The sequence below is a fragment of the Sphingopyxis sp. GW821-FHT12C06 genome (assembly GCF_058807415.1).
The window spans coordinates 273,306-295,230 of record NZ_JBXAQR010000001.1; the positions used below are offsets into that span (position 1 = coordinate 273,306).

16 protein-coding genes are annotated in these 21,925 nt (G+C 65.5%); 5 read left to right on the forward strand and 11 right to left on the reverse strand.

Annotation, left to right across the window (positions count from 1 at the left end):
* Positions 1-4: 4 nt before the first annotated feature.
* The 3 genes from AC1RRJ_RS01175 to AC1RRJ_RS01185 are packed head-to-tail and all read right to left on the reverse strand — an operon-like array spanning position 5 to position 3,317.
* Positions 5-1,213, reverse strand: coding sequence for a CoA transferase (locus AC1RRJ_RS01175; RefSeq protein ID WP_493119874.1), 1,209 nt, complete (start codon positions 1,211-1,213; stop codon positions 5-7).
* Positions 1,214-2,389 (reverse strand): acyl-CoA dehydrogenase family protein, encoded by a 1,176-nt coding sequence (locus AC1RRJ_RS01180; RefSeq protein WP_493119875.1) that lies wholly within the window; start codon positions 2,387-2,389, stop codon positions 1,214-1,216.
* Between the two features lie 10 nt (positions 2,390-2,399).
* Positions 2,400-3,317, reverse strand: coding sequence for an SDR family NAD(P)-dependent oxidoreductase (locus AC1RRJ_RS01185; RefSeq protein WP_493119876.1), 918 nt, complete (start codon positions 3,315-3,317; stop codon positions 2,400-2,402).
* 106 nt (positions 3,318-3,423) lie between these two features.
* Between AC1RRJ_RS01185 and AC1RRJ_RS01190 the strand changes: the two genes are divergently transcribed.
* Positions 3,424-4,155: an IclR family transcriptional regulator gene (locus tag AC1RRJ_RS01190; RefSeq protein WP_493119877.1), complete on the forward strand. Its 732-nt coding sequence runs from the start codon at positions 3,424-3,426 to the stop codon at positions 4,153-4,155.
* On the opposite strand, the gene nagE is transcribed toward AC1RRJ_RS01190, so the two are convergent.
* The 5 genes from nagE to AC1RRJ_RS01215 form a co-directional block, all read right to left on the reverse strand.
* Positions 4,152-5,837 (reverse strand): N-acetylglucosamine-specific PTS transporter subunit IIBC, encoded by a 1,686-nt coding sequence (nagE, locus tag AC1RRJ_RS01195; RefSeq protein WP_493119878.1) that lies wholly within the window; start codon positions 5,835-5,837, stop codon positions 4,152-4,154. The two genes, AC1RRJ_RS01190 and nagE, sit on opposite strands and share 4 nt — an antisense overlap.
* Positions 5,834-8,335 carry a phosphoenolpyruvate--protein phosphotransferase gene (gene ptsP / locus AC1RRJ_RS01200; protein ID WP_493119879.1) on the reverse strand — a complete coding sequence of 834 codons (2,502 nt, stop codon included), beginning with the start codon at positions 8,333-8,335 and terminating at the stop codon, positions 5,834-5,836. The genes nagE and ptsP overlap by 4 nt, the downstream gene beginning before the upstream one ends.
* Before the next feature lie 39 nt (positions 8,336-8,374).
* Complete coding sequence (gene nagA / locus AC1RRJ_RS01205) at positions 8,375-9,541, reverse strand: N-acetylglucosamine-6-phosphate deacetylase (RefSeq protein ID WP_493119880.1); 1,167 nt, start codon at positions 9,539-9,541, stop codon at positions 8,375-8,377.
* The gene (locus AC1RRJ_RS01210) at positions 9,538-10,581 is read right to left on the reverse strand and encodes an SIS domain-containing protein (protein ID WP_493119881.1); all 1,044 of its coding nucleotides are present in this window, start codon (positions 10,579-10,581) and stop codon (positions 9,538-9,540) included. Before AC1RRJ_RS01210 ends, nagA begins: the two co-directional genes overlap by 4 nt.
* 289 nt (positions 10,582-10,870) lie before the next feature.
* The gene (locus AC1RRJ_RS01215) at positions 10,871-11,623 is read right to left on the reverse strand and encodes a GntR family transcriptional regulator (RefSeq protein WP_493119882.1); all 753 of its coding nucleotides are present in this window, start codon (positions 11,621-11,623) and stop codon (positions 10,871-10,873) included.
* Between the two features lie 373 nt (positions 11,624-11,996).
* Here AC1RRJ_RS01215 and AC1RRJ_RS01220 point away from each other — a divergent pair, with 373 nt between their 5' ends.
* Positions 11,997-14,546, forward strand: coding sequence for a beta-N-acetylhexosaminidase (locus AC1RRJ_RS01220; protein ID WP_493119883.1), 2,550 nt, complete (start codon positions 11,997-11,999; stop codon positions 14,544-14,546).
* Between the two features lie 174 nt (positions 14,547-14,720).
* Complete coding sequence (locus AC1RRJ_RS01225) at positions 14,721-15,944, forward strand: NAD(P)/FAD-dependent oxidoreductase (protein ID WP_493119885.1); 1,224 nt, start codon at positions 14,721-14,723, stop codon at positions 15,942-15,944.
* A gap of 35 nt (positions 15,945-15,979) precedes the next feature.
* Here AC1RRJ_RS01225 and AC1RRJ_RS01230 read toward each other — a convergent pair whose 3' ends face one another.
* Positions 15,980-18,796, reverse strand: coding sequence for an autotransporter family protein (locus tag AC1RRJ_RS01230; protein WP_493119886.1), 2,817 nt, complete (start codon positions 18,794-18,796; stop codon positions 15,980-15,982).
* Between the two features lie 152 nt (positions 18,797-18,948).
* On the reverse strand, positions 18,949-19,584 hold the full coding sequence (locus tag AC1RRJ_RS01235; RefSeq protein WP_493120678.1) for a DUF4126 domain-containing protein: 636 nt from the start codon (positions 19,582-19,584) through the stop codon (positions 18,949-18,951).
* Between the two features lie 103 nt (positions 19,585-19,687).
* Here AC1RRJ_RS01235 and AC1RRJ_RS01240 point away from each other — a divergent pair, with 103 nt between their 5' ends.
* Both AC1RRJ_RS01240 and AC1RRJ_RS01245 read left to right on the forward strand, forming a co-directional pair.
* A complete protein-coding gene (locus AC1RRJ_RS01240; protein ID WP_493119887.1) occupies positions 19,688-20,473 on the forward strand; it encodes an NUDIX hydrolase in 786 nt (261 codons plus the stop codon).
* A gap of 173 nt (positions 20,474-20,646) precedes the next feature.
* Positions 20,647-20,874 (forward strand): hypothetical protein, encoded by a 228-nt coding sequence (locus tag AC1RRJ_RS01245; protein ID WP_237245983.1) that lies wholly within the window; start codon positions 20,647-20,649, stop codon positions 20,872-20,874.
* Positions 20,875-20,994: 120 nt separating this feature from the next.
* On the opposite strand, the gene AC1RRJ_RS01250 is transcribed toward AC1RRJ_RS01245, so the two are convergent.
* On the reverse strand, positions 20,995-21,843 hold the full coding sequence (locus tag AC1RRJ_RS01250; protein ID WP_493119888.1) for a carbon-nitrogen hydrolase family protein: 849 nt from the start codon (positions 21,841-21,843) through the stop codon (positions 20,995-20,997).
* Between the last annotated feature and the right edge of the window lie 82 nt (positions 21,844-21,925).

The following is a 21,925-nucleotide window of genomic DNA, read 5'->3' on the forward strand; positions in this document are numbered from 1 at the left end:
TATTCTATTCTCCGGTTTTGCTGGTGCCGACGATGCCGGCATCGATCAGGCGGGCGATCTCGCCCGAGGAAAGCGAAAGGCGGGTGGCGAGAATTTCTTCGCTATGCTGGCCGTTGCGCGGGGCTGGGCGGGGCGTCTGCCGCTCCATCTGCGGCACGGTCGCGAAGGACCCGGCCGCAGGGTAAGCGAAACCGCTGGGGTTTTCGGCGACGCCGAAGACCGGATTATCGGCGACCAGCGCGGGGTCGTGCACCGCGTCGAGCATCGTACGATACGCCGAATGGACGATCCCGCCCGCATCGAAGGCGGCGGCGAGATCGGCATGGGTACGCGCCGCGATAGCGTGCTCGAACAGAGGATAGAGCGCGTCGCGGTGGGTGAAGCGGAGGCCATCGTCTTTGGCGAAGGATATGCCGCGTTCGGTCTCGATTGCGGCGATGGCGTCGCCGAGGTTCAGCGCGGCGATGAGGTTTGCCCATTGGCGCGGGGTGACGACGACGATCATTGTGCGCTGTCCGTCGCCGGTCACGAAATCGCGCCCGAACAGGCCGTAAACCGCATTGCCGAGGCGCGGGCGGTTTTCGCCGGAATAGAGGGTTTCGGCGATGCCGCCGAGGTTGGCGACGGTGCCGATCGCGACATCGGATAGCGGGATGCGGACCTCGCCGCCTTCGCCGGTTGTGCTGCGCCGCTGGATCGCTGCGAGCAGGGCAAAGGCTGCGTAAGCGCCGGAGAGCAAATCCCATGCAGGCAAGACATGGTTGACCGGTTCGGGGCCCGCGCCGGTGAGCATCGGGTATCCGACCATATTGTTGACGGTGTAATCGAGCGCGGGCGACCCGTCGGCCCAGCCCATCACGCGGACGGTGATCAGGTCCGCGCGCCCTTCTGCCAGCGTCTCGTGCGACAGGAATCCGCCGACCGGAAAGTTGGTGATGAACTGCCCGGTGGCGCGCACCAGTTCCTGCAACAGCTCGCGGCCTTCGGGGCGGCCGAGGTCGAGCGCGACCGACTTTTTCGCGCGGTTGAGATTTTCCCAATAGAGCGAGTCATTGTTCGCGGTCACCGGCCAGCGGCGGAAATCAGGGCCGCCGCCAATCTGGTCGACGCGGATCACCTCGGCGCCCATTTGCGCGCAATAGAGGCCGGCGGTGGGCGAGGCGACGAAGGACGACGCCTCGATCACCGACAGGCCGGAGAGGAGGTTATACATTCAGGCGCCCGCGTGAAATTCGCGCAGCATATGCTTGGCGATCTGAAGCTGAAGGATCTGCGTCGTGCCCTCGTAAATCCGATAGATGCGCGCGTCGCGGAAGAAGCGCTCGGCGTCATATTCGGCGAGATAGCCCGCGCCGCCATAGACTTGCACGCACGCATCGACGACGCGGCCGCACATTTCGGAGGCGAACACCTTGAACGCCGCCGCCTTGCGCAGGACATTTTCGCCCGCGTCGGCGCGGGCGGTGACATCGGCCATCATGCACTCGGCGGCGTAGATGTCGATTTCGCTCTGCGCGAGCATCTGCTGGATCAGCTGGAAATTGGCGATCGGCTCGCCGAAGGCCTTGCGCTCGGTCGCATAGCGGACCGCGCTGTCGAGCGCGCGGCGGGCGTAGGCGGTCGCCGCGGCGCCGACCGACATGCGGCCATTGTCGAGGCTCATCATTGCAAAGGCGAAGCCCTTGCCGACCTCGCCGCCGAGCAAGGCTTCGCCGCCGACGCGGACATCCTCGAGGATGATGTCGGAGATATGGCTACCCGACTGGCCCATCTTTTTGTCCGACTTGCCGGTCGAGACGCCGGGGGCGTCCATCGGCACGATGAAGGCCGAAACATGTGCGTTCTTGGGTAGATTCTCCTTGCTCGTCCGCGCCATGATCAGCGCGACCTTCGCGAAGGGGGCGTTGGTGATGTAGCGCTTGGTGCCATTGAGCACCCAGCCATTGTCGGTCTGGACCGCGCTGGTCTGCAACCCGGCCGAGTCCGACCCCGAACCGGGTTCGGTGAGGCCAAAGGCCGCGATCTCGCCCGCCGCGACGCGCGGCAGCCATTCGGCCTTCTGCGCTTCGGTGCCGCCATTTTTCAGCGCCGAGCAGAACATGCCGATGTTGATCGAGATGATCGAACGGAAGGCCGGCATCGCATAGCTCAGCGTGTGGATTGTCTGCACATATTGGCTGACATTCATTCCCGCGCCGCCAAATTCCTCGGGCATCGTCAGGCCGAACAGCCCCATGTCGCGCATTTCGGCGAGAATGTCGGCGGGGATTTCGTCGCTTTCGATGATGCCCTTTTCGGCCGGGATCAGCCGGTCGCGCACATAGCGTTCGAGCTGTTCGATGAACTGCTCGAAGACGTCGGTGTCCATGCCGGGGTTCGCATTGCTCATAGCTGGTTCCTCAGATCGGATCATAGGGAAAAACGTGCGCCGAAACCTCGTCAGCGCGCGCGAAGCTGGGGCGGAAGGCGGGGATGAGCTCGTCGGCGATCGCCTGCGCGGTCCAGCCCTCTACCTTGGTCATCGAGCGGATCGGGCGCGGTTTCGAAAACAGCATGATCTCGTTCTTGCGCACGCTGAAAATCTGGTTCGTCACATCTTTCGACAGGTCGGATGCCAAATAGGCCACCAGCGGTGCGATCTTGTCGGCCGACATTTCCTGCATCCGGGCGACGCGCTGCTGTTGCTCGGGGGTGTCGGCGGGGATCGACGAGGTCATGCGGCTCCACGCGAAAGGTGCGATGCAGTTCGAGCGCACCCCGGCGCGCGCCATGTCGAGCGCAATCGATTGCGACAGCGCGACGACGCCGAGCTTCGCCGCCGAATAATTGGCCTGGCCGATGTTGCCGATGAGGCCGCTGGTCGAGGTGAAGTGGACGAAGCTGCCCGATTGCTGCTCGCGAAAATAAGGCGTCGCCGCCTTCGACACGTTGAACACGCCGGTGAGATTGACCTCGATGACGCTCTTCCAGTCCTCGTAGCTCATCTTGTGCCATATGGTGTCGCGCAGGATACCGGCGTTGTTGACCACCGCATCGATGCGGCCGAACTTCGCAACTGCGTCCTCGATGATGCTCGCGGCTTCCCTGGGGTCGGCGACATTGGCGAAGTTGGCGATCGCCTTGCCGCCTGCAGCGACGATATCGTCGGCGGTAGTCTGCGCAGGCGCCGCGTCGCCGCCGTCGCCGGCCTGCGCGACGCCCGGATCATTGACCACAACCGCCGCGCCTTCGCTGGCACAGTGCAGCGCCAGTTCGCGCCCGATCCCGCGCCCGGCGCCGGTGATCGCCACGACTTTGCCGTCCAGGCTTTTGCCCATGCCGTCTTCTCCCGTTCGAGTCCTCTGCATAGCGCGATAGAGGGCGCCTGGCACGATTTCAACATTGAGAATTGAATTTCATCATGATGAAAACTAATGGATGAGCATGTCCGGTCCGGTCCGCTCGGTTTCGCAAGCCTTCGCCATATTGCGGCTGCTCGCAGAATCGCGCCCGCTGTCGTTGTCGGACGTGGGCCGGTCGATCGGGCTCAGCCCCTCGAGCTGCCTCAACCTGCTCAAGACGTTGGTCGATGAAGGCGCCGCCGAGCGCGACGCGCGGACGAAGCTCTATCGGCTGAGCCCGGTGTGGGCGACGTCGGAGGCGCTGCGTGACGGTGGAGCGCAGGCACTCGCTGACCGCGCGCAGCCGTTGATGGAGCAGTTTGCCCGGGCATCGGACGCCGCCGTCGGGCTGTGGAAAGTCGCATCACGCGACCGGCTGCAACTCATTGCACATGCCGAAAGCAATGCGGGGATGCGGCTACGCCTTGCCGATGCGCAGCGTCAGCCGCTGGGCGGCGGCGCGGTGGGGCGCGCGCTCGCCGCGGCGCAGAAGGTTGACGACGCCGAACTCGCGCGTCGTTATGCTGCGGTGCGCTGGCAGGCAGACCTGTCCTTCACCGACTATGCCGATCAAGTGGGCCGCGCCTTGCAGGCGGGCTATGCGATCGATCAGGGCTTCGCTCATCGCGGCATATCGACCGTCGCGGTCGCGCTCCCCGATATTCGGCCGGGTCTCGGCCTTTCGGCTTCGATCTTTACCGAATCGCGTGGCGCGAAAGAGGTCGATGCGCTGGGCGCCGAACTGCTCCGGATCCGGCGCGTGCTGACGTCCTAGCTTGGAAGTATGTGGAGAATCTCCGGCTGCGGGCGGGCGATGCCGCGCGTCAGCTGCGCGAGCGCGCCCTCGTTGATGCGGCTCGCGTCGGCCAGCTCGACGCGGAAGCGCCCGTGCAGCGCGTGGACCGCACGGACATTCTCGCCGCCACCCAATGCGCCCAGAACGTCTGCAGGCAGGGCGGCGCTGTCGACCTCAGCCGTCCGCTCGATCAGCGTCACCGCGGGCGCCGCGGTACCGTCGCTGGCGAGCGCGCCGCGAATTTCCTCCGCCACCAGATCGGCGATTGGACCGAGCACGACCTGCGCCGCATTCGCCGACGGCCGGATGATGCCGCGCGCGCCGAGCGCCGACAGCGCACTGTCATCGACCGCCTGTTGATCGGCGACGATCAGCCGTAGCCGCGTGGTGCAGGCGTCCACGCTGATCAGGTTCGATGCGCCGCCCAGTGCCGCGACAAAGGAGTCGCCGCGCGCGCTGCCCGCCGATGCGGTTGCGGTTTCGGCGACCTCGCCCTTTTCGCGTCCGGGCGTCGCAAGATCGAAGCGGCGGATGAAGAAGCGGAACAGCCCATAATAGAGCCCCGCATAAACCGCCCCGATCGGCAGCAACATCCACGGGCGAGTGGCAAGGCTGAAGTTCAGTACATAGTCGAACAGGCCCGCCGAGAAGCCGAAGCCGAGCTTGATATCGAGCGCGTTCATCAGCGCCATCGAGGCGCCGGTGAGCAGCGCATGGATCGCATAGAGAAGCGGCGCGACGAACATGAAGGTGAACTCGATCGGTTCGGTCACTCCGGTCAGAAAGCTGGTGAAGGCAAGGCTGAAGAACATCCCGCCGACCGCCTTGCGTCGTTCGGGCCGCGCCTCATGATACATGGCGAGGCAGGCGGCGGGCAGGCCGAACATCATCACCGGGAAGAAGCCCGACATGAAGGCGCCGGCATTGGGATCGCCCGCGAAGAAACGGCGCAGGTCGCCCGTCGCTCCTTCGAAATCGCCGACGACGAACCAGGCGGCATTGTTGATGATGTGGTGCAGCCCGGTGACGATGAGCAACCGGTTGAGCGCGCCATAGACGAACAGGCCAACGCTGCCCGATTCGACGACGACGCGGCTGGCGGTGTCGATCGCGCCGCTGATATGCGCATAGCCGTAGCCGATCACCGCTGCGAGCAGCAGCCCGGCGACACCGCTGGCGATTGGCACGAAGCGGCGGCCACCGAAAAAGGCGAGATACTCGGGTAGCGCGATGGTCGCGAAGCGGTTGTAGAAATTGCCGCCGATCAGGCCGGACAAGATGCCGATCGGCACCTCCAGCCGGTCGATCTGGCCGAGCGCCCAATTTTTTGCCGCCAGCGCGGCCACCGCTTCGGGCAGCCCGGCGCCCACATCAGGCGGGGCGGTGAGGAAGGTTTCGGCGCCCGTCGTGGTTATGAGATAGCAGGTCACGCCCGCCAGCGCCGCCGCGCCATTGCCGTCACGGGCAAAACCGACCGCGACGCCGATCGCGAAGAGAATGCCGAGATTGCTGAAAATTGCGGCGCCTGCGGCAGTGATGAACGCAATGTCCAGCAGGTCGGGCTGGCCGATGCGCAGCAACAGGCCCGCGACGGGCAGCACCGCGATCGGCAGCATCAATGCGCGGCCGAGCGGCTGGAGCGTTTCGAGAATCTTTCTCATCGCCGTGTCTCCTCGAATGCGCGGGCGAGCGCGCGAACTTCGGCCGCCGACTTGCATTGCAGCGCGAGCTCGGCATGCGCGCGCGCTTCGATCAGGGTCAGCCCGCGTATGATCTGCTTCGCTTCGGCGACGAAGCTCGGTACGGTCGATAATTCACTGGCGCCGAGCCCTACGAGGATCGGCAGCGCCGCGGGATCGGAAGCGAGCCCGCCGCACACGCCGACCCAGCGGTCGCGCGCATTGGCGAGCCGGCACGTCTCGCCGATCATGCGCAGGACCGCGGGGTGCATTGCATCGACACCGGCGGCGACCGCCGGATTGCCTCGGTCCATCGCGAGCACATATTGGGTGAGGTCGTTGGTGCCAATCGACAGAAAATCGGCCTCGACCGCAAGCAGGTCGGCGGTCATCGCGGCGGCGGGCGTTTCGACCATCACGCCGACTTCGACCGGGGTGACGATCCCCAGCTCGCCGCGCAGCCCGTCGACGATCGCGCGCACTTGCCGCAGCTCGGCGATGCTGGCGATCATCGGGATCATGATCTTGCACTGGCCAGCCGGCTGGACGCGCATGATCGCGCGGATTTGCGTTTCGAGCAGCGCGGGATGCGCGAGCGCGACGCGGATGCCGCGCTGACCGAGAGCGGGATTTTCTTCGGCATCGATCGGGATATAGGCGGCGGGCTTGTCGCCGCCGATGTCGAGCAGGCGGATGATGACGGGTTTGCCGGGGAGCGCGTCGGCGATTCCCTGATAGGCCGCGAGTTGTTCGTCCTCCGACGGTGCCTCGGCGCGATCGAGGAACAGAAATTCGCTGCGGACCAGCCCGGACCCTTCGGCGCCCTGTGCGGCGGCGGCCCTGGCATCGTCGGCGCTGCCCAGATTGGCGAAGATTTCGATGCGGACACCATCGGCGGTGTGGCAGGCGTCGGCGGCTGCAGCGCGCGCCGCCTCGCGCCGCGCATCGCGCCGGGCGATGCGTGCGGAAAAAGCCTCGGTATCGGCGAGCGCGGGCGATGGGGTGAGATGCGCCGCCTCGGCGTCGAGCAGCAGCGGCGTGCCATCGGCGATCGCACCCAGCGCATCGCCCATCGCGACCAGCGCGGGCAGCCCCATGCCGGCGCACAGGATCGCGACATGCGAGGTAGGCCCGCCGCGAACGAGCGCGATGCCCGCGGGTTGGCTGGCGGCGATCGCGACAAGCTGCGATGGCAGCAAGTCATCGGCGACGATGATAGCGCCCGGTGGCACCGTGTCGGTATCGAGCGGGGTATTGGTCAGGATCGACAGCAATTGGCGCTCGATGTCGACCAGATCGTCGACGCGTTCGATCAGATGCGCGTTGCCCGTCGCGCGGATCGCGTCGATCTGATCATGGATCGCGCCGCGCCACGCGAAGCCCGCGCTACGCCCTTCCGCGATACGGATTTCGGAGGCATTGAGCAGTTCGGGATCGTCGATCAGGGCAAGATGCGCCTGCATCACCGCCGCGACGCTGCCGTCGGCCGCGGCTGCGCGCGCCGCGATATGGTCGCGCAGGTCGGCGCGCGCGGCGATCAGCGCGATACGCTCTTCGGCCGCGCCCTTGCCCTCGCGGGCGATGGCGATCGCGGTCTGGCGGAGCCGTGCGGCCGGACCCATGGCGAGCCCGGGCGAGGCGATGACGCCGCCGATCTGGCCAGTTTTCAGCGGCGCTGCGGTGATCGCATCGACGGGGACGGGTTTCGCGGCGGGTGCACCTTCGTCCATGTCTGTCGCGAGCAAGGCGACGATTGCGGCGAGCGCCGCTTCGGCATCGTCGCCGCGCGCCTGAACGATGACTTCGTCGCCAAAGCTGGTGCCCAGCGCGAGCAGCGCGACGGTGCTACGCGCATCGCCGCGCTTTTCGCGTTTCAGCAGATGGATATCGGCCTCGAACCCGCGCGCGGTTTCGCCGATGCGTGCGGCGGGGCGCGCGTGGATGCCGTGCGGTAGTGACAGCGTCACCGCTTGTTCGATCACCGTCCCGTCGTCTGCGCGGCGGCGTGCGCCATTTTGGACGGGGGTCAGCGTCATCAGCGCCTCGCACGCGCCGATTGCACAGTCGGTCGTGCGGCGGCTGATCGTAAAGGCTTCGGCGTTGGTGACGATGACCGGGGTGATCAGGCTGGTCGCCGCGAGCGCAACGGCGTCGAGGTCGAAACGGATCAGCGGGTCGCCGCGCGACACCATCTGTCCAAATGTCACCAGCGGGGTGAAGCCCTCTCCCTTCAGGGCGACGGTGTCGAGCCCGATATGGATCAGCACCTCGGCGCCCTCGGCGCTGCGCAAGGCGATCGCGTGTCCGGCGTCGTGCAGCGTGATGACTTCGCCGTCGAACGGCGCGACCACGGTATCGCCTAGCGGCTGGATCGCGACGCCGTCGCCCATCATCCGGTCGGCGAAGACCGGGTCGGGAACGCTATCCAGTGTCACCACCCAACCTCTGAGCGGAGACGTGACAATCAGGCTCATCGACATACCCCCAAAATATTTTCTGTTTTTGTTATTATCGTTTAATCATTGTGCGGCGTGGGTCAGTGACAATGCGGGGTTCCACACCGGCACACCGCCGATCCATGTCGCACGTGGTTGCAGGTCGGTGTCGAGCCACGCCCAGTCGGCGCGCTGGCCCGGCGCAATGGCCCCATAGCTGGCCGTCAGCGAGAGGAAGCGGGCTGGCGTCGCGCTGGCCATCACTGCGACATCGGCGACGGGAAGGCCGGTGACTTCGACTGTCTTGCGCACCGCTGAGGCCATGTCGAGATGGGTGCCGGCGAGGGTGCCGTCCTCGAAAATGCAGACACCGTCCTTCACTGCGATCCGCTTGCCCTGCAGCGTGAATTCGCTGACGTCGGTGCCGACGCTCGGCATCGCATCGGTGACCAGCATGATCCGCTCGATGCCCTTGGTCTTGACCGCCAGCCGGACGACCGCGGGGTGAAGATGGACATCGTCGACGATCAGCCCGCAATAGCTGTCCGAATCAAAGGCGGCGCCGACCGCGCCCGGATTGCGGTGGTGCAGCGGCGACATTGCGTTGAACAAATGGGTAAAGCCGGAGAGGCCCGCGGCGATCGCGCGCCGTGCCTCGTCATAGGTCGCGTCGCTGTGTCCGGCGCTGACGATCACGCCGTGGCGGACGAGGGTGCGGACATCGTCTTCGTCGCAAAATTCGGGGGCGAGCGTCAGCATCACGCGCCCGCGGCGCGGGGCGGTGAGCAGCGCCAGCATGTCGGCGTCGAGGCGGCGGATGCGGTGCGCCTCGTGGATGCCGCGCTTCACCTCGTTGATGAAAGGCCCTTCGATATGGATGCCGATGACCCCCGGAATGCCCTGATCGATCGCGGCATCGACCGCGGCGAGCGCCGAGGCGATCTGCGCCGGGGTGTCGCTGATCAGCGTCGGCAGGAAGGACGTTGTGCCGAAGCGGGCATGGGCTTGGCCGATCGCGGCGATGGCCGCTACGTCGGTCTGGTCGTTGAACAACACCCCGCCGCCGCCATTCACCTGCGTATCGATGAAACCGGGGAGCAGCCAGCCGCCCGCCAGATCGACGATCGTATCGGCGGGTCCGGTGCCGACCGGCGCGACGTTGGTTACGACGCCCGCTTCCACGGTCAGGTCGGCGCCCTGCATGGTGCCCGACGGCAGGACGACCCCGCCCTTTTGGAATCGAACGATCATAGCGTCTCGGTAACCTTGTTGAGGTGCGGGGGCGAGTCGGGGTTGCATCCGCGCGCGAGCGCCAGCGCATTCGCCATCCGGTAAAAGCTCTGGATCATCAGCAGCGGTTCGATCGCCGGATGCGCAGCGATTGCGGGCAGGTCGGCGACCGCCGGGTCGGGATCGGCGAGCAGGACGGTCGCGCCGCGTTCGCGGAATTCGGTGGTGACGTCGCGCACGCTGGCCCCCGCGCGGTCGGAGCCGCCAAAGGCGAGGATGTGGAATGCTTCGCCCACGATCGCCATCGGGCCGTGGCGCACCTCGGCCGAGCTGAAGCATTCGGCGTGGAGGGCGGAGGTTTCCTTGAACTTGAGTGCAGCTTCCTGCGCGACGGCCAATCCCAGCCCGCGGCCGAGGACGAACAAGTTGGTTGCGCGCGTGTAGGCGGCAACGGCGGGCGACCAATCGAGCGCGAAGGCGCGCTCGAGGTCGCCGGGCAGGGAGGCCAGCGCGTCGGTTAGCGCTTCATCCCCGGCCCAGGCAGCCACGATCGCGGTGATCGCGGCGAGCGAGGCGATGTAGGATTTGGTTGCCGCAACCGAGCGTTCGGTCCCGGCGGACAATGCGATCACGACATCGGCGCGTTCGCCCAGAGGCGCGTTCTCGGCATTGACGAGTGCGACGACATAGGCGCCAGCGGCGCGCTGATGCTCGACCGCGGCGAGCAGGTCGGGGCTCTTGCCCGATTGCGAAATCGCGAGGCACAACCGGTTGCCGGCGACGACAGGCGCATCATAGAGGGACGCGACCGACAGTGCTGCCGATACGGTGGGCGTGCCGATCGTCGTTTCAACAAGATATTTGGCATAGGTTGCGGCATGGTCCGACGATCCGCGCGCGCAGGTGACCACCGTGGCGGGCGGAGCGGCGCGAAGCCGCGCGCCTATCGCGGCGAAGGCCTCGCGATTCGCATTGAGCATCCGGGCGACGGCTGCCCCTGCTTCGCCGGCCTCCGTCTCCATCAGTGTCTGTTTCTCGTCCCATGCGACCTTCGGCGTCATTCAATCTTGTCCCCGGTTCGGGCGGAGGCATCTGCCCATTTGATCTCATTGGTACTATATAGGTTATATATATTGCATCAAGAGGTATGTTTCGCTGATCGGATTGCGATGCGCCAGCCGGCGCCGTGCAGTCGGTGCATCGGGAGGAGGTGCAGGCATCCAAAGCCGTCGCCCCCGCGAAAGCGGGGGCGCGGGCAACCTTGCGCCGGGTCGGTAGCGGCCCCCGCCTTCGCGGGGGGCGACGTTCTGATATAAACCGTCCGCCTCGGGCCTGTCGAAGGACGGGCGGTCAGCCGTTCAGTTCTGCCACGACGTCATAGGCGTCGCCGCGATAATAGCTTTGGGTGAATTCGGCGGTGCGTCCGTCGGACAGGAAGCCGCGGCGCTCGATGAACAGCCCGGGCGTACCCGGTTCGATCCCCAGTATCTCCGCCTGTTCGGGGGTGAAGGCGACGGCGCGCAGCCGCTGGAGCGCGCGTACCGGTAAATGGCCTGCAGCCTCCAGGGCCTCGTAAAGCGAGGCGCCAACGGTTTCGACCGAAGGCAGGCAATAGGCCGGGATTGTCGCATATTCGAGCGCCATCGAGGTGTCGTCGGCGTAACGGATGCGGTGAAACCTGTAGACGAGCGACCCCGGCGACAGGCCGAGCGACAGCGCCTCTTCGGGGGTCACCGTGCCCGCGGTCTTGCTCACCCATTTGCTGTGCGGCTTGCGCCCGCGCGACACCATGTCCTGCGAAAAGGAGGTGAGCTTGGAAAAGCTTTTCTCGACGCGCGGCCGGGTGACGAAAGTGCCGGCGCCGCGACGGCGCACGACGATGCCGTCGGCGACCAGCCCGTCAATCGCCTTGCGAACGGTGATGCGCGACACGTCGAATTCCTCGGCAAGATCGCGTTCGGTCGGGATCGCCTCTTCGGGTCTGACCAGCTGGCCCTCAATCGCGTCGCGCAATATCTTCTGCAATTGCAGATAGAGCGGGGTCGGATCTTCCTTCTGGAGCAGACCCACATGTTCGATCAGCGACAAGGAACGATGCTCCATCAGATTGTGTGCCGATCATAGGACCAGCGTCCTGTCCCCATGTGTTGCATTGGTATCGTCGCGTCAATCATTCTTGCGGGCTCTTTGCCGCGCTGGTGCTGTGCGCGGCGGTCGGGTCGCGATAAGGCCAATGTGCTTTCGCGCGCCTTGCAGACTGGGCGATAGCCGGTCGCAGCGGGATCGAGCTATTGGGCCGCCCCAGATCTCATGGACAATACTAATATGAAACCAATTGGGCTGGAGTTGATGCATCCCTAAACAGGTATTTCTCAATGCATATGCGTGTCTCTTCGTCGATTTGCGATTTGGAAGACCATTGACCGGTGCAAATTGACATGACAAATTAAATACAAATTTCAAAAGGGAGCGCGATATGCGAATGACGGGCTGGGCGGCGATGGCGATGCTGGCGGCACCTGCGGCGCAGGCGAACGACGCGTCGCAGGCGGCGCTCGACGGGCTGGCCGATCGGATCGGCTATCGGCTGACGGTGGTCGACAATCATCCGGCATGTCCCGCCGGCATCGACGCCTGTTTCCTGTCGACGATCACGCTGACCCTGCCCGAAACGCTCCCCAAGGCGCAACCGGCCAAAGGGCTGTCGCTCATCTTCAGTTTCGTCAATCCCTTGCCGCTCGTCGAAAGCGACATCTTCGATCATCGCCACGTCAACGGCGATGTCCAGCAACTGACGCTGAAGCCAGGTGTCACGCTGCGTCCGGGCGCGACGCACCAGATCAAGCTGTGGGGCGTCGGGTCGAATTTCTCAAAGGCGTTCGCGATGCCCAACGCCTATCTGGTCGCCGACGGGGTGAAGCCGCGGACGATCGCGGCCACGCGGCCGGTGATCGATGCCGACACCGGGCTCGACATCGTAACTTTCACCGCGCCGATGACCGACGAAGCGCGGCTCGCGACGAAAGGCGACCCCGACAAGACGCGCTGGTTGACCGCAGAACGTGCTTTCGTACGGCAAGCCGAGCGGCAGGCGCCGAAGGCGACGGGGGTGGTCATCCTGCCCAAGCCGGCCAAAGCGACGCTGGGCAAGGGCAAGCCCATCGATCTCGGTGGCGGGGTGACGTTGGCGCTTTCGGGTGCCGAACGCGATGCGGTGACGCCCGCGCTCGCTGCGCTGGCGCGCGCCGGGGTAGCCGAGGGCGGAAAATTGCCACTGACAATCCGTATCGGCGTGTCGTCGCTGGCACCCGAGGCCTATACGCTCGACGTCACGGCGGCGGGCATTGCTATCACCGCGCACGATGCGGCGGGGGCGAGCCATGCGCTACGCTCGCTCGCCCAGCAGGCGGCGTTCGACAAGGGGCACGTCCGGCCGCTGCGCGTCGAGGATGCGCCGCGCTATGGCTTTCGCGGTCTCCACATCGATATCGGGCGCAACTTTCACGGTCGCGACGAGATATTGAAACTGATCGAGGCGATGGCGAGCTACAAGCTCAATAAACTGCACCTCCACCTCGCCGATGACGAAGGCTGGCGCGCCGAAATACCGGCGCTGCCCGAACTCGCCGAGATCGGGGGGAAACGTTGCCATGATCTGTCCGAGCAAACTTGCCTGCTGCCGCAGCTCGGCGCCGGTCCCGACGGGACGAGCGGGACCAACGGTTATCTGACCGTCGCTGACTATGTTGCGATCGTGAAGGCCGCGGCCGCGCGGCAGATCGAGGTGATTCCCTCGATCGACACGCCGGGCCACTCGCGCGCCGCGGTCAAGGCGATGGAAGTGCGCTATGCGCGGTTGATGGCCCTGGGGAGGAAAGCGGAGGCCGAGCAATATCGGCTGATCGACCCCGCCGACACGACCGCATATCGCAGCGTCCAGCATTACAGCGATAACACGCTGAACATCTGTCTGCCCGCAGCCTATCGCTTCGTCGATACGGTGGTTGATGCCTTCGCTGATATGCACCGCCAGGCGGGCGCGCCGCTCAAGACCTTCCATCTTGGTGCCGACGAGACCGCGGGTGCGTGGGTGAAATCTCCCGCCTGCGCCGCGATGATCGCCGAAAATGGCGGCGATGCGAGCAAGCTGACCCCGCGCTTCATCGAGCGCGTGGTGAAGAATCTGGCCGCCAAGGGACTACGTGCTGGCGGCTGGAGTGACGGCATGGGGCATGCCGAGGCGGCGAATATGCCGAAGCGGGTCCAGACCAATATCTGGAGCGTGCTCCACGGCGGCGCGATCCGCGAGGCGCACGACCAGATGAACCGCGGCTGGGATATCGTATTGTCGATCCCCGACCTTGGCTATTTCGACATGCCTTACGCACCGCATCCCGACGAGGGCGGTTACAATTGGGCTTCGCGTGCGGTCGACGATTATCAGGTCTTTGGTTTCATGCCCGACAATCTGCCCGCCAATGCCGCGACGATCCGCAACATCTACGCCCAGGAAAAGCCGATCGAGGATACGCCGCTGTTACAGCCAGGGCGGCGCATCGCGGGGGTTCAGGCGCAACTGTGGAGCGAGACGATCCGCACCGACATGCGTGTCGAATATATGCTCTTCCCGCGTCTGCTCGCGCTCGCTGAGCGCGCGTGGAGCCCTGCGCCGTGGACCCCCGCCTATCAGGCTGGCGCGACCTATCAATGGAGCGATCCGCGCATCGATCGCGCCAAACTCGGCGCCGGATGGCAGGATTTCGCCGGGCGCGTCGCGGCGCAATTCCCGCAGCTCGAAAGCATCGGCATCGCCTATCGTGTTGCCCCGCCGGGGGCGCGGATCGCGGACGGCAAGCTGGAGGCGAACAGCGTTTTCCCGGACACTGCGATCGAATATCGTGTCGGCGACGGCGGCTGGACGCCCTATGCCGGGCCGGTAGCGGTCGATGGTGTGGTTGAACTGCGCAGCCGATCGGCCGACGGCAAGCGCGCCAGCCGGACGGTTCGGGTCGAACCTGCCCGGTGAAGCTGACGGCGTGACCGGGCGGCGATCGCCTGCCGCAGCGGGGGTTCCTAAGGCCTATGATTAGCCCTCCTAAGGGGTGACTTGCCTCCTTCGCCCGCGCGTGCAAGGGACGCAGCGCGCAGCTGACCGTACGGCAATGCCGGGAATGGAGCGCGGGGCAGGAGGATGAGGACGATGCAGTTCGACGTGGTGATCGTGGGTGCCGGACATGGTGGTGCGCAGGTGGCGGTGATGCTGCGGACGCAGAAGTTCGAAGGCAGCATCGCGATTATCGGCGACGAACCCGAACTCCCCTATGAACGCCCGCCGTTGTCGAAGGAATATTTCGCCGGCGAGAAAGAGTTCGAACGCATCCAGCTGCGCCCGGCCAAATATTGGGAAGAACGCGAAGTGACGATGCTGCTCAACACGCGCGTTGTCGCGGTCGATTCTGTCGCCCACACCGTAACCACCGCGGCGGGCGAGACGATCGGCTATGGCAAGCTTGTCTGGGCGACCGGCGGCGCTCCGCGGATGCTGCCGATCCCCGGCGGTGACCTGCCCGGCGTACAGGGTGTGCGCACCCGCGCCGATGCCGATGCGATGAAAGCGGCGTCCGAAACCGCAGGCCAGATCGTCGTCATCGGCGGCGGTTATATCGGGCTGGAAGCAGCGGCGGTGCTGCGGAAAGCGGGCAAGAAGGTCGTGCTTCTGGAAGCGCTCGACCGGGTGCTCGCCCGCGTAGCGGGCGAGGAATTGTCGCGCTTCTATGAAAAGGAGCATCGCGATCATGGCGTCGACCTGCGGCTCGGCGTGTGCGTTGAGGCGATCGAGGGGACCGAACGCGTCACTGGCGTCCGCCTGACTGACGACGAAGTCATCCCCGCCGATCTCGTTATCGTCGGCATCGGGATCGTGCCCGCAGTCGAACCGCTGATTGCGGCGGGGGCAGAGGGCGGTAACGGCGTGCGCGTCGATCGCCTCTGCAAGACCAGCCTGCCCGACATTTACGCGATCGGCGACTGCGCCGCACACGAAAATGATTATGCCGAGGGCGCGGTGATCCGGCTGGAATCGGTACAAAATGCCAATGATCAGGCGAATGTCGTCGCCAAAGGCATTTGCGGCGCCGAAGCGCCCTATCATGCGATTCCCTGGTTCTGGTCGAACCAGTATGATTTGAAGCTCCAGACTGCGGGCCTGTCGACCGGGCACGATCAGGCGGTGCTGCGCGGTGATCCCGCGACGCGCAGCTTTTCGGTCGTCTATCTGAAAGACGACAAGGTCATCGCAATCGACTGCGTCAACGCGACCAAGGATTATGTTCAGGGCCGCATGGTCGTGACCGCAGGGATTCAGGCAACCGCCGAACAGGTCGCCGACGCCGAAACGCCATTGAAAATGCTGCTTCCCGCTTAAACGCTGCTCCCCGCTGAGGCGGGGAGCGCGCGCCTTTACCAGTTGATCGTCAGGCCGGCCGTTCCGGCGAGCCGCCGGCTGCGCGGTCCGTCGGCGTTCATGCCATAATCGCCCTTCACGTGCAGGCCGATGTTTTTGCCCAGCCAGGCGACCAGCCCCGCGCCAGCCTCGAACTCGGTGCGGCCGAGGTCGGTGCGGATCGGATTGTCGCCAAAGCGCGTCGTCTGCGTGTCGGAGAATCCGTGACGCAAACTGGCGTGAATATAGGGCTGGAACCGGCTGCCCTCGCCCGGATAATCGCCATGCAGCCGGAAGCCGAAGCGGCCGGTGAATGCATCGCCCGAGGCGAAGGACACCGCGGAGAACATATCGGCCTGATCATCGAGCGACACGCGCTGCCACACGATCTGCGCCTGCGGTTCGAGTGTCCAGCGCCCTGATAGCACGATCGGATAGCCCGCCTCGAGCGAGGCCGCGATGCCCTTTCCATCGATGTCGATGGCCAGCCCGCTGTCGGCGACCGCTTCACCGTCGAACCAGCTATACTGGACCACCGTGTCGACATACCAGCCGTTCGCACCGACCAGCGTCGCATAGCCTGCCAGATTGGTGCTTTTGGTGTTGATGCGGCCGACGGTCAGGTCGTTCCAGCCGAGTGAGCGGCCGCGCGTCGTGCCGCTCATTTCGGCGCGGCCGATGAAGATGCCGGCGCGGATGCGGGTGCCATCCTCATCGCCCATCCCGATCAAATCCTGACCGATCTGGAAACCCTGAAGGTCGCCGTCGAACGATGGCGCGACATCGCCGCGCCATTTGAGTTCGGCATCCTCGCCCAGCACCCGGCCCCAGCTTGCGGGCAGGAGGTCGCCGTCTTGACGCAGCAGCGACTGGTCGCCGCGGCGGGCGTGGAAGGTGCTCAGCGTTGCGGCCGCGAGATGATGCGCGACCGGTACCGCGACGACATAGGCCGAAACTTCGGGCCGATAGAGCGGAATGGGCTCGCCGACTTCGCCGATCTGGGGCGTGGCGCCCTCGGTCGGCGGCTCAACGGTCTCCGGGGCCGTCGGTACGGGAACCGGCGCGGGTTCGGTCGGCGGCTCGGGCGGCGGGGCCGGCGGTTCCGGGGCCGGTGCGGGCGGCGGTGCCGGCGGCGTCGGCGGGGCCGGATCGACGACCTCCACCGGCGGTGCGGGGTCGACCGGATCGGGGTTGCCGGGCGTCGGCTCGGGCGGCAGCGGCGCGGGCGGTGGGACCGGCGGCGGCGGCGGAGCCGGGGGTTCGGGCGCTTCGGGTTCGGGTGGCGGCGGCGCGGGGGTTAGCGGCGGCGGCGCCGGGGCGGGCTCGGGCGGCGTCACTGCGGGGGGCGGGGTGACGATCGTCGAGCGCAGATACCAATTGTCGGTCGTCCCTGCGGTCACGCCGCCCTTGAACAGATAATATTCGAACGCGCCGACCGCGACCCGATGGTTGAGCGCAAAGGCGCCGCTGGCGGTCGTCGCGCCGTTCAGCGCTTCGATGACCATGATCCCGTTTTGCAACGACGCAGCGCCGGTGCCGCCAGCGTTGAGGATGGTGATCCCCGTCGTGCCCGATGCCGCGCCGCCGTCGATGACGAGCCGGTCGGACGCTGAGCTGTCATCGCCCAGCACGGTGTCGAGGAGGAGCATGCCGCCGTTTCCTACATAATTGCCCCTGACCATAAAGCGGTCGCCGGTGGCGTTGCCGCCATTGGTCAGGTCGATGCGTCCGGCGTTGATCAGCGTCGCCCGCTGGCCGGCGGTGAAGGCTGCGATCCCGCTTTGCGCGCCGCCGCCAAAGATCGTACTCGATGCGTCCAGCGCAAAGGTTCCGGTGCCCGTCCCGGCATCGCCGAGAATGAGCATGGTGTTGAACAGCAATTCGGTGTCGTCGGTCGCGTCGATCCGTTCCCACCCGTCGAAGCGCGCGACATTGCCGGTCGAGACATTGTCGAAGACCAGCGCGTCGGTGCCGGTGCCGCCGCTGACCTGCGGGGTGGCACCGAGATGCGCGTTGGTGAGGCCGGCAAGCCGGGCGGTGTCATTGTCATCGCCCATGTCGATGATGCCATGGACGACGCCGCCGCGGTCCCAGACGAAATTGTCGGTGCCGACGCTCATCCGGACCTCGCCGCCGACCGAACCGCCGGTGATCGTGACGCTGTCGGTGCCGCCCGAGACGCTGATATTGCCGCCGATCGTGCCGCCCGAGATGATGATTGTATCGTTGCCGAAGCCGGTGACGAGGTTGCGGTCGATCGTCCCGCCCGACATGTCGAACAGATTGTCGGCGAGTTTCATATTGACCCGCCCGATGCGCCCGCCGGTCATCCGCGCGATGTCGCCGTCATCGAACGCGTCGACGATCCGGCCGCCCGACATGAAGAAAGTATCGAGATCGCCGCCCTGGTTGAGCGAGCCGATCTCGCCGCCGGTCATGCGGAAATCGTCGATGCCAAGGCCTTGCTGGAGGGTGCCGGTGACCTTGCCGGCGGAAATATCGAAGAAATCATCGCCATTGCCTTGATCTATCGCGCCGCTGACCTGCCCCGATCCGATCGAAATGCGATCGACTCCGGCGCCGAAGGTCACATTGCCCGCGATCGTGCCGGTGCCGCCGGTGGGCAGGGTAAGCCGATTGTTGCCGCCGGGATCGTTCAGGCCGGCAGGGGCGGTGCCGCTGTCGCACAGATGAATGTCGTCGCCCGCGGTTGGCACAAGATTGCAGTCCGCCAGCGCCGGGGTGGCGTAGCCGAAGGCCAGCAGAATCGCGGCGGTGATCAGCGGCCGGCTGGAGACAGGCCGGGGGAGGCGGGTTCCGATCAATATAGGCATTGGCTTTCCCTCTGTTTTGTGGAGGCGCAGCCTGGTCCCTGTTTTCCGCCAAAATGCCGGAAAAAGTTGCGCGGTTCCTGACCCGTAAAATAGGCTGAGAGGGTTATGCAATTGCTAATGAGACGAGGCGTTTAACCCATTATTCTACCGGTCTAAGCGGGCGGTAACTCGCCCTGCGTCGGCGGCGCATCCCCCAGCGCGGTCTTCAGCGTCGACTTGATGTTGCGGAGCAGGCGGCGCAGCGCGATGATCACCACGACCGCGGCGGCCCCCAACAGGATCGCGATGACGATGGCGATCGAGGGATAGGCGATCGCCAGCGCGAGTAGCCCCGTCGTCGCGACATCCTCGCTGGTCGAAACCGCCGCGTTGCTAAAGGGTTCGGGGCTGATATTGACGACCGCGCGCGTGGTCGCCTTGGCGCCGTGGCTGAGCAATGCGCCGCCGCCGCCGAGCAGGAAGGCGACGACCTGCCATGCCGGATCGGAGGAATCGACGAGCGCGAGCGCGAGCAGCGCGCCGCCGAGCGGGCGGATGAAGCTGTGGACCGCATCCCAGGCTGAATCGACCCACGCGATCTTGTCGGCCAGAAATTCCGCCACCGTGCCGATCGCCGCCACGCCCAGAATCCAGGGATTGGCGAGTATCTGCAGGGCTTGCAGTTGCTCGGGCAGCGGCAGCCAGCCGAAATGCATCGCGATGCCGGTCGCCAATATGGTCAGATAGAGCCGCCATCCGGCTAGCAGGCTGAGGCTGCCGGCGACGCCCAAAATCTCGACGATTCCCATGACCTGCTCCCCCTGCACATCGTTGCGATCCATCTTGCACCCGCACTCTCGTCCCCGCAATGGCCAGATGACAAGGCGCCGAAGCGCGTTTATCGCCTTGTCCATGAACGATATCACGCCGCCTTCCGCGCCGCCCCAGGATGCTATTCCCGCAGCGACATTGGTGATCATGCGATCCGCCGACAGTGGCGGGCCCGACGAGATTTTGATGGTCAAACGGTCTGCCAAAATGGCGTTTGCCGCCGGTGCGGTCGTCTTTCCGGGCGGGCGTATCGATCCCGACGATTATGTCGTCGGGCAGCGGCACGGCTATGGCGAAGGCGATGTCGAGGGTGCGGCGCGGGTCGCCGCGATACGCGAGACGCTGGAGGAGACGGGGCTGGCCGTCGGCTGGCCGGGCCTTGCGGAGCAGGACATTGCCGGAGTGCGGCAGGCGTTGCTCGCCGAAATGTTGCTGTCAGAGATACTGGAAGAGCGCGGCGACCGACTCGCGCTCGAATCGCTGGTGCCCTTTGCCCGCTGGTGCCCCAATTTTAAGGAAGCACGGACCTTCGACACCCGTTTCTATGCCGTCGCCGCGCCGCCGCACAGTCAGGAGTTGACGGTCGAGGAGGCGGAGCATAGCCATATTTTCTGGGCCAGCGCGCAGGACACGCTGGCGATGGCTGATCGCGGCGAAGTGTCTGTGATCTTTCCGACCCGTCGTAACCTTGAGCGTCTCGCCCAGGTCGCCGATTTCCCCGGCTTTTCAGGGCATGCCGAGCAGTTTCCGGTCGATTTGATCACGCCTTGGATCGAGGACCGCGATGGCGGATCGCACCTGTGCATCCCGGGGCATCTTGGCTACCCCGTGACGAGCGAGCCGCTCGACCGCATCCGCAGGGGGTGAAAAATCAATCGCGCGAGGAGTTTTTCCTGCTTTAGCAATTTCATAAGAATTCCGGGCTAGTTCAAATCGTCGTTGCATTTGCCGACGGCCTTGCCTAGACGGGCAGTGCAGAAGCAGACTGGGGACCATTTCTCTGGCCTGATTCGAAGAAACCATACCAGTGGACGGAGAATATGATGAACCTGCTTAAGAAAGCTGCGATCTCTCTCGCAGCAACCTCGATGATCGCAGCTCCCGTTGTCGCATCGGCTGCTCCCGCAGCTCGTGCAGCTTCGACGGTTGACGGTGAAAGCGAACTGGGCGGCTCGAGCTGGATCATCGCTCTCGTCGCGCTGGTCGCCATTGTCGGTGGCATCATCATCGCAACCGACAACAACGACGACGCACCGACCAGCCCGTAATTTCGGCGGTCGATACAGTTTTCGCAGGGGGCTCCAGACTATGTCTGGGGCCCTTTGTTCGTTGGGGCAGGTGCCGAGGATCGCGGGCCGGGGGATCACGGCTGGCCGCCGTACCCAATTCTAGAGCTTGATGTTACGGATCGTGCGGGACCGGGATAGTGGAATAGCCTGGCGTGCGCGACGAACCGCATCGCTGGCAATGGAGACCAGGGTCAGGTTGTAGCCCGCGGGGCTGCCCGATTCGGCTTCACCCAGTATGGCTCCCCAAGGATCGACGGCCAGGCTGTGGCCAAAGGTGGCGCGTCCATCGGCGTGGGTGCCGCCCTGCGCCGCCGCCAGGACGTGGCAACCGGTCTCGATTGCGCGCGCGCGTAGCAGAATGTGCCAATGGGCCTCACCGGTCGATACGGTGAAAGCAGCGGGAACGGCGATGATGTCGGCACCGCGATCGACCAGTGCGCGATAGAGTTCGGGGAAGCGCAGATCATAGCAAATGCTGAGGCCGAGGCGCCCGACGGGGGTATCGACGACGACCGGTTCGCCGCCGCCGGCATAGGCAGCCGACTCGGTCCAATTCTCGCCGCTGGGCAGTGTGACGTCGAACATGTGGATCTTGTCGTAACGGGCGCGGATGCTGCCGTCGGCGGCGATCACATGGCTGCGGTTCACGCGCCGCTCGCCATCGTCGGCGAGCAAGGGCATCGATCCCGAATGGAGCCACAGGCCGTGCCTCCGCGCCATATCCTGCAGCGTTGCAGGCCAGGGGCTTTCACTCTCGCGCGCGATATGCGTCGCCGACCGCTGCCGGTCGCGATCGAGAAGCAGCGACATCTCGGGCAGGAATGCCATCGCGGCACCCTGCGCCGTGGCATCGGCCAGCGCGCGGTCGATCACCGCCAGATTGACGTCGGGGTCTATGCCGCTCGTCATCTGGACGAGCGCGGCGAGCGGGGCAGGGGGCGTTTCCATCGGACCGGGCTAGGACGATGTATGGCGCAGGACAAGTGTCGCGACAGTTCAGTGGCCAGTAAGCTTTGATAGCGATAAGGTG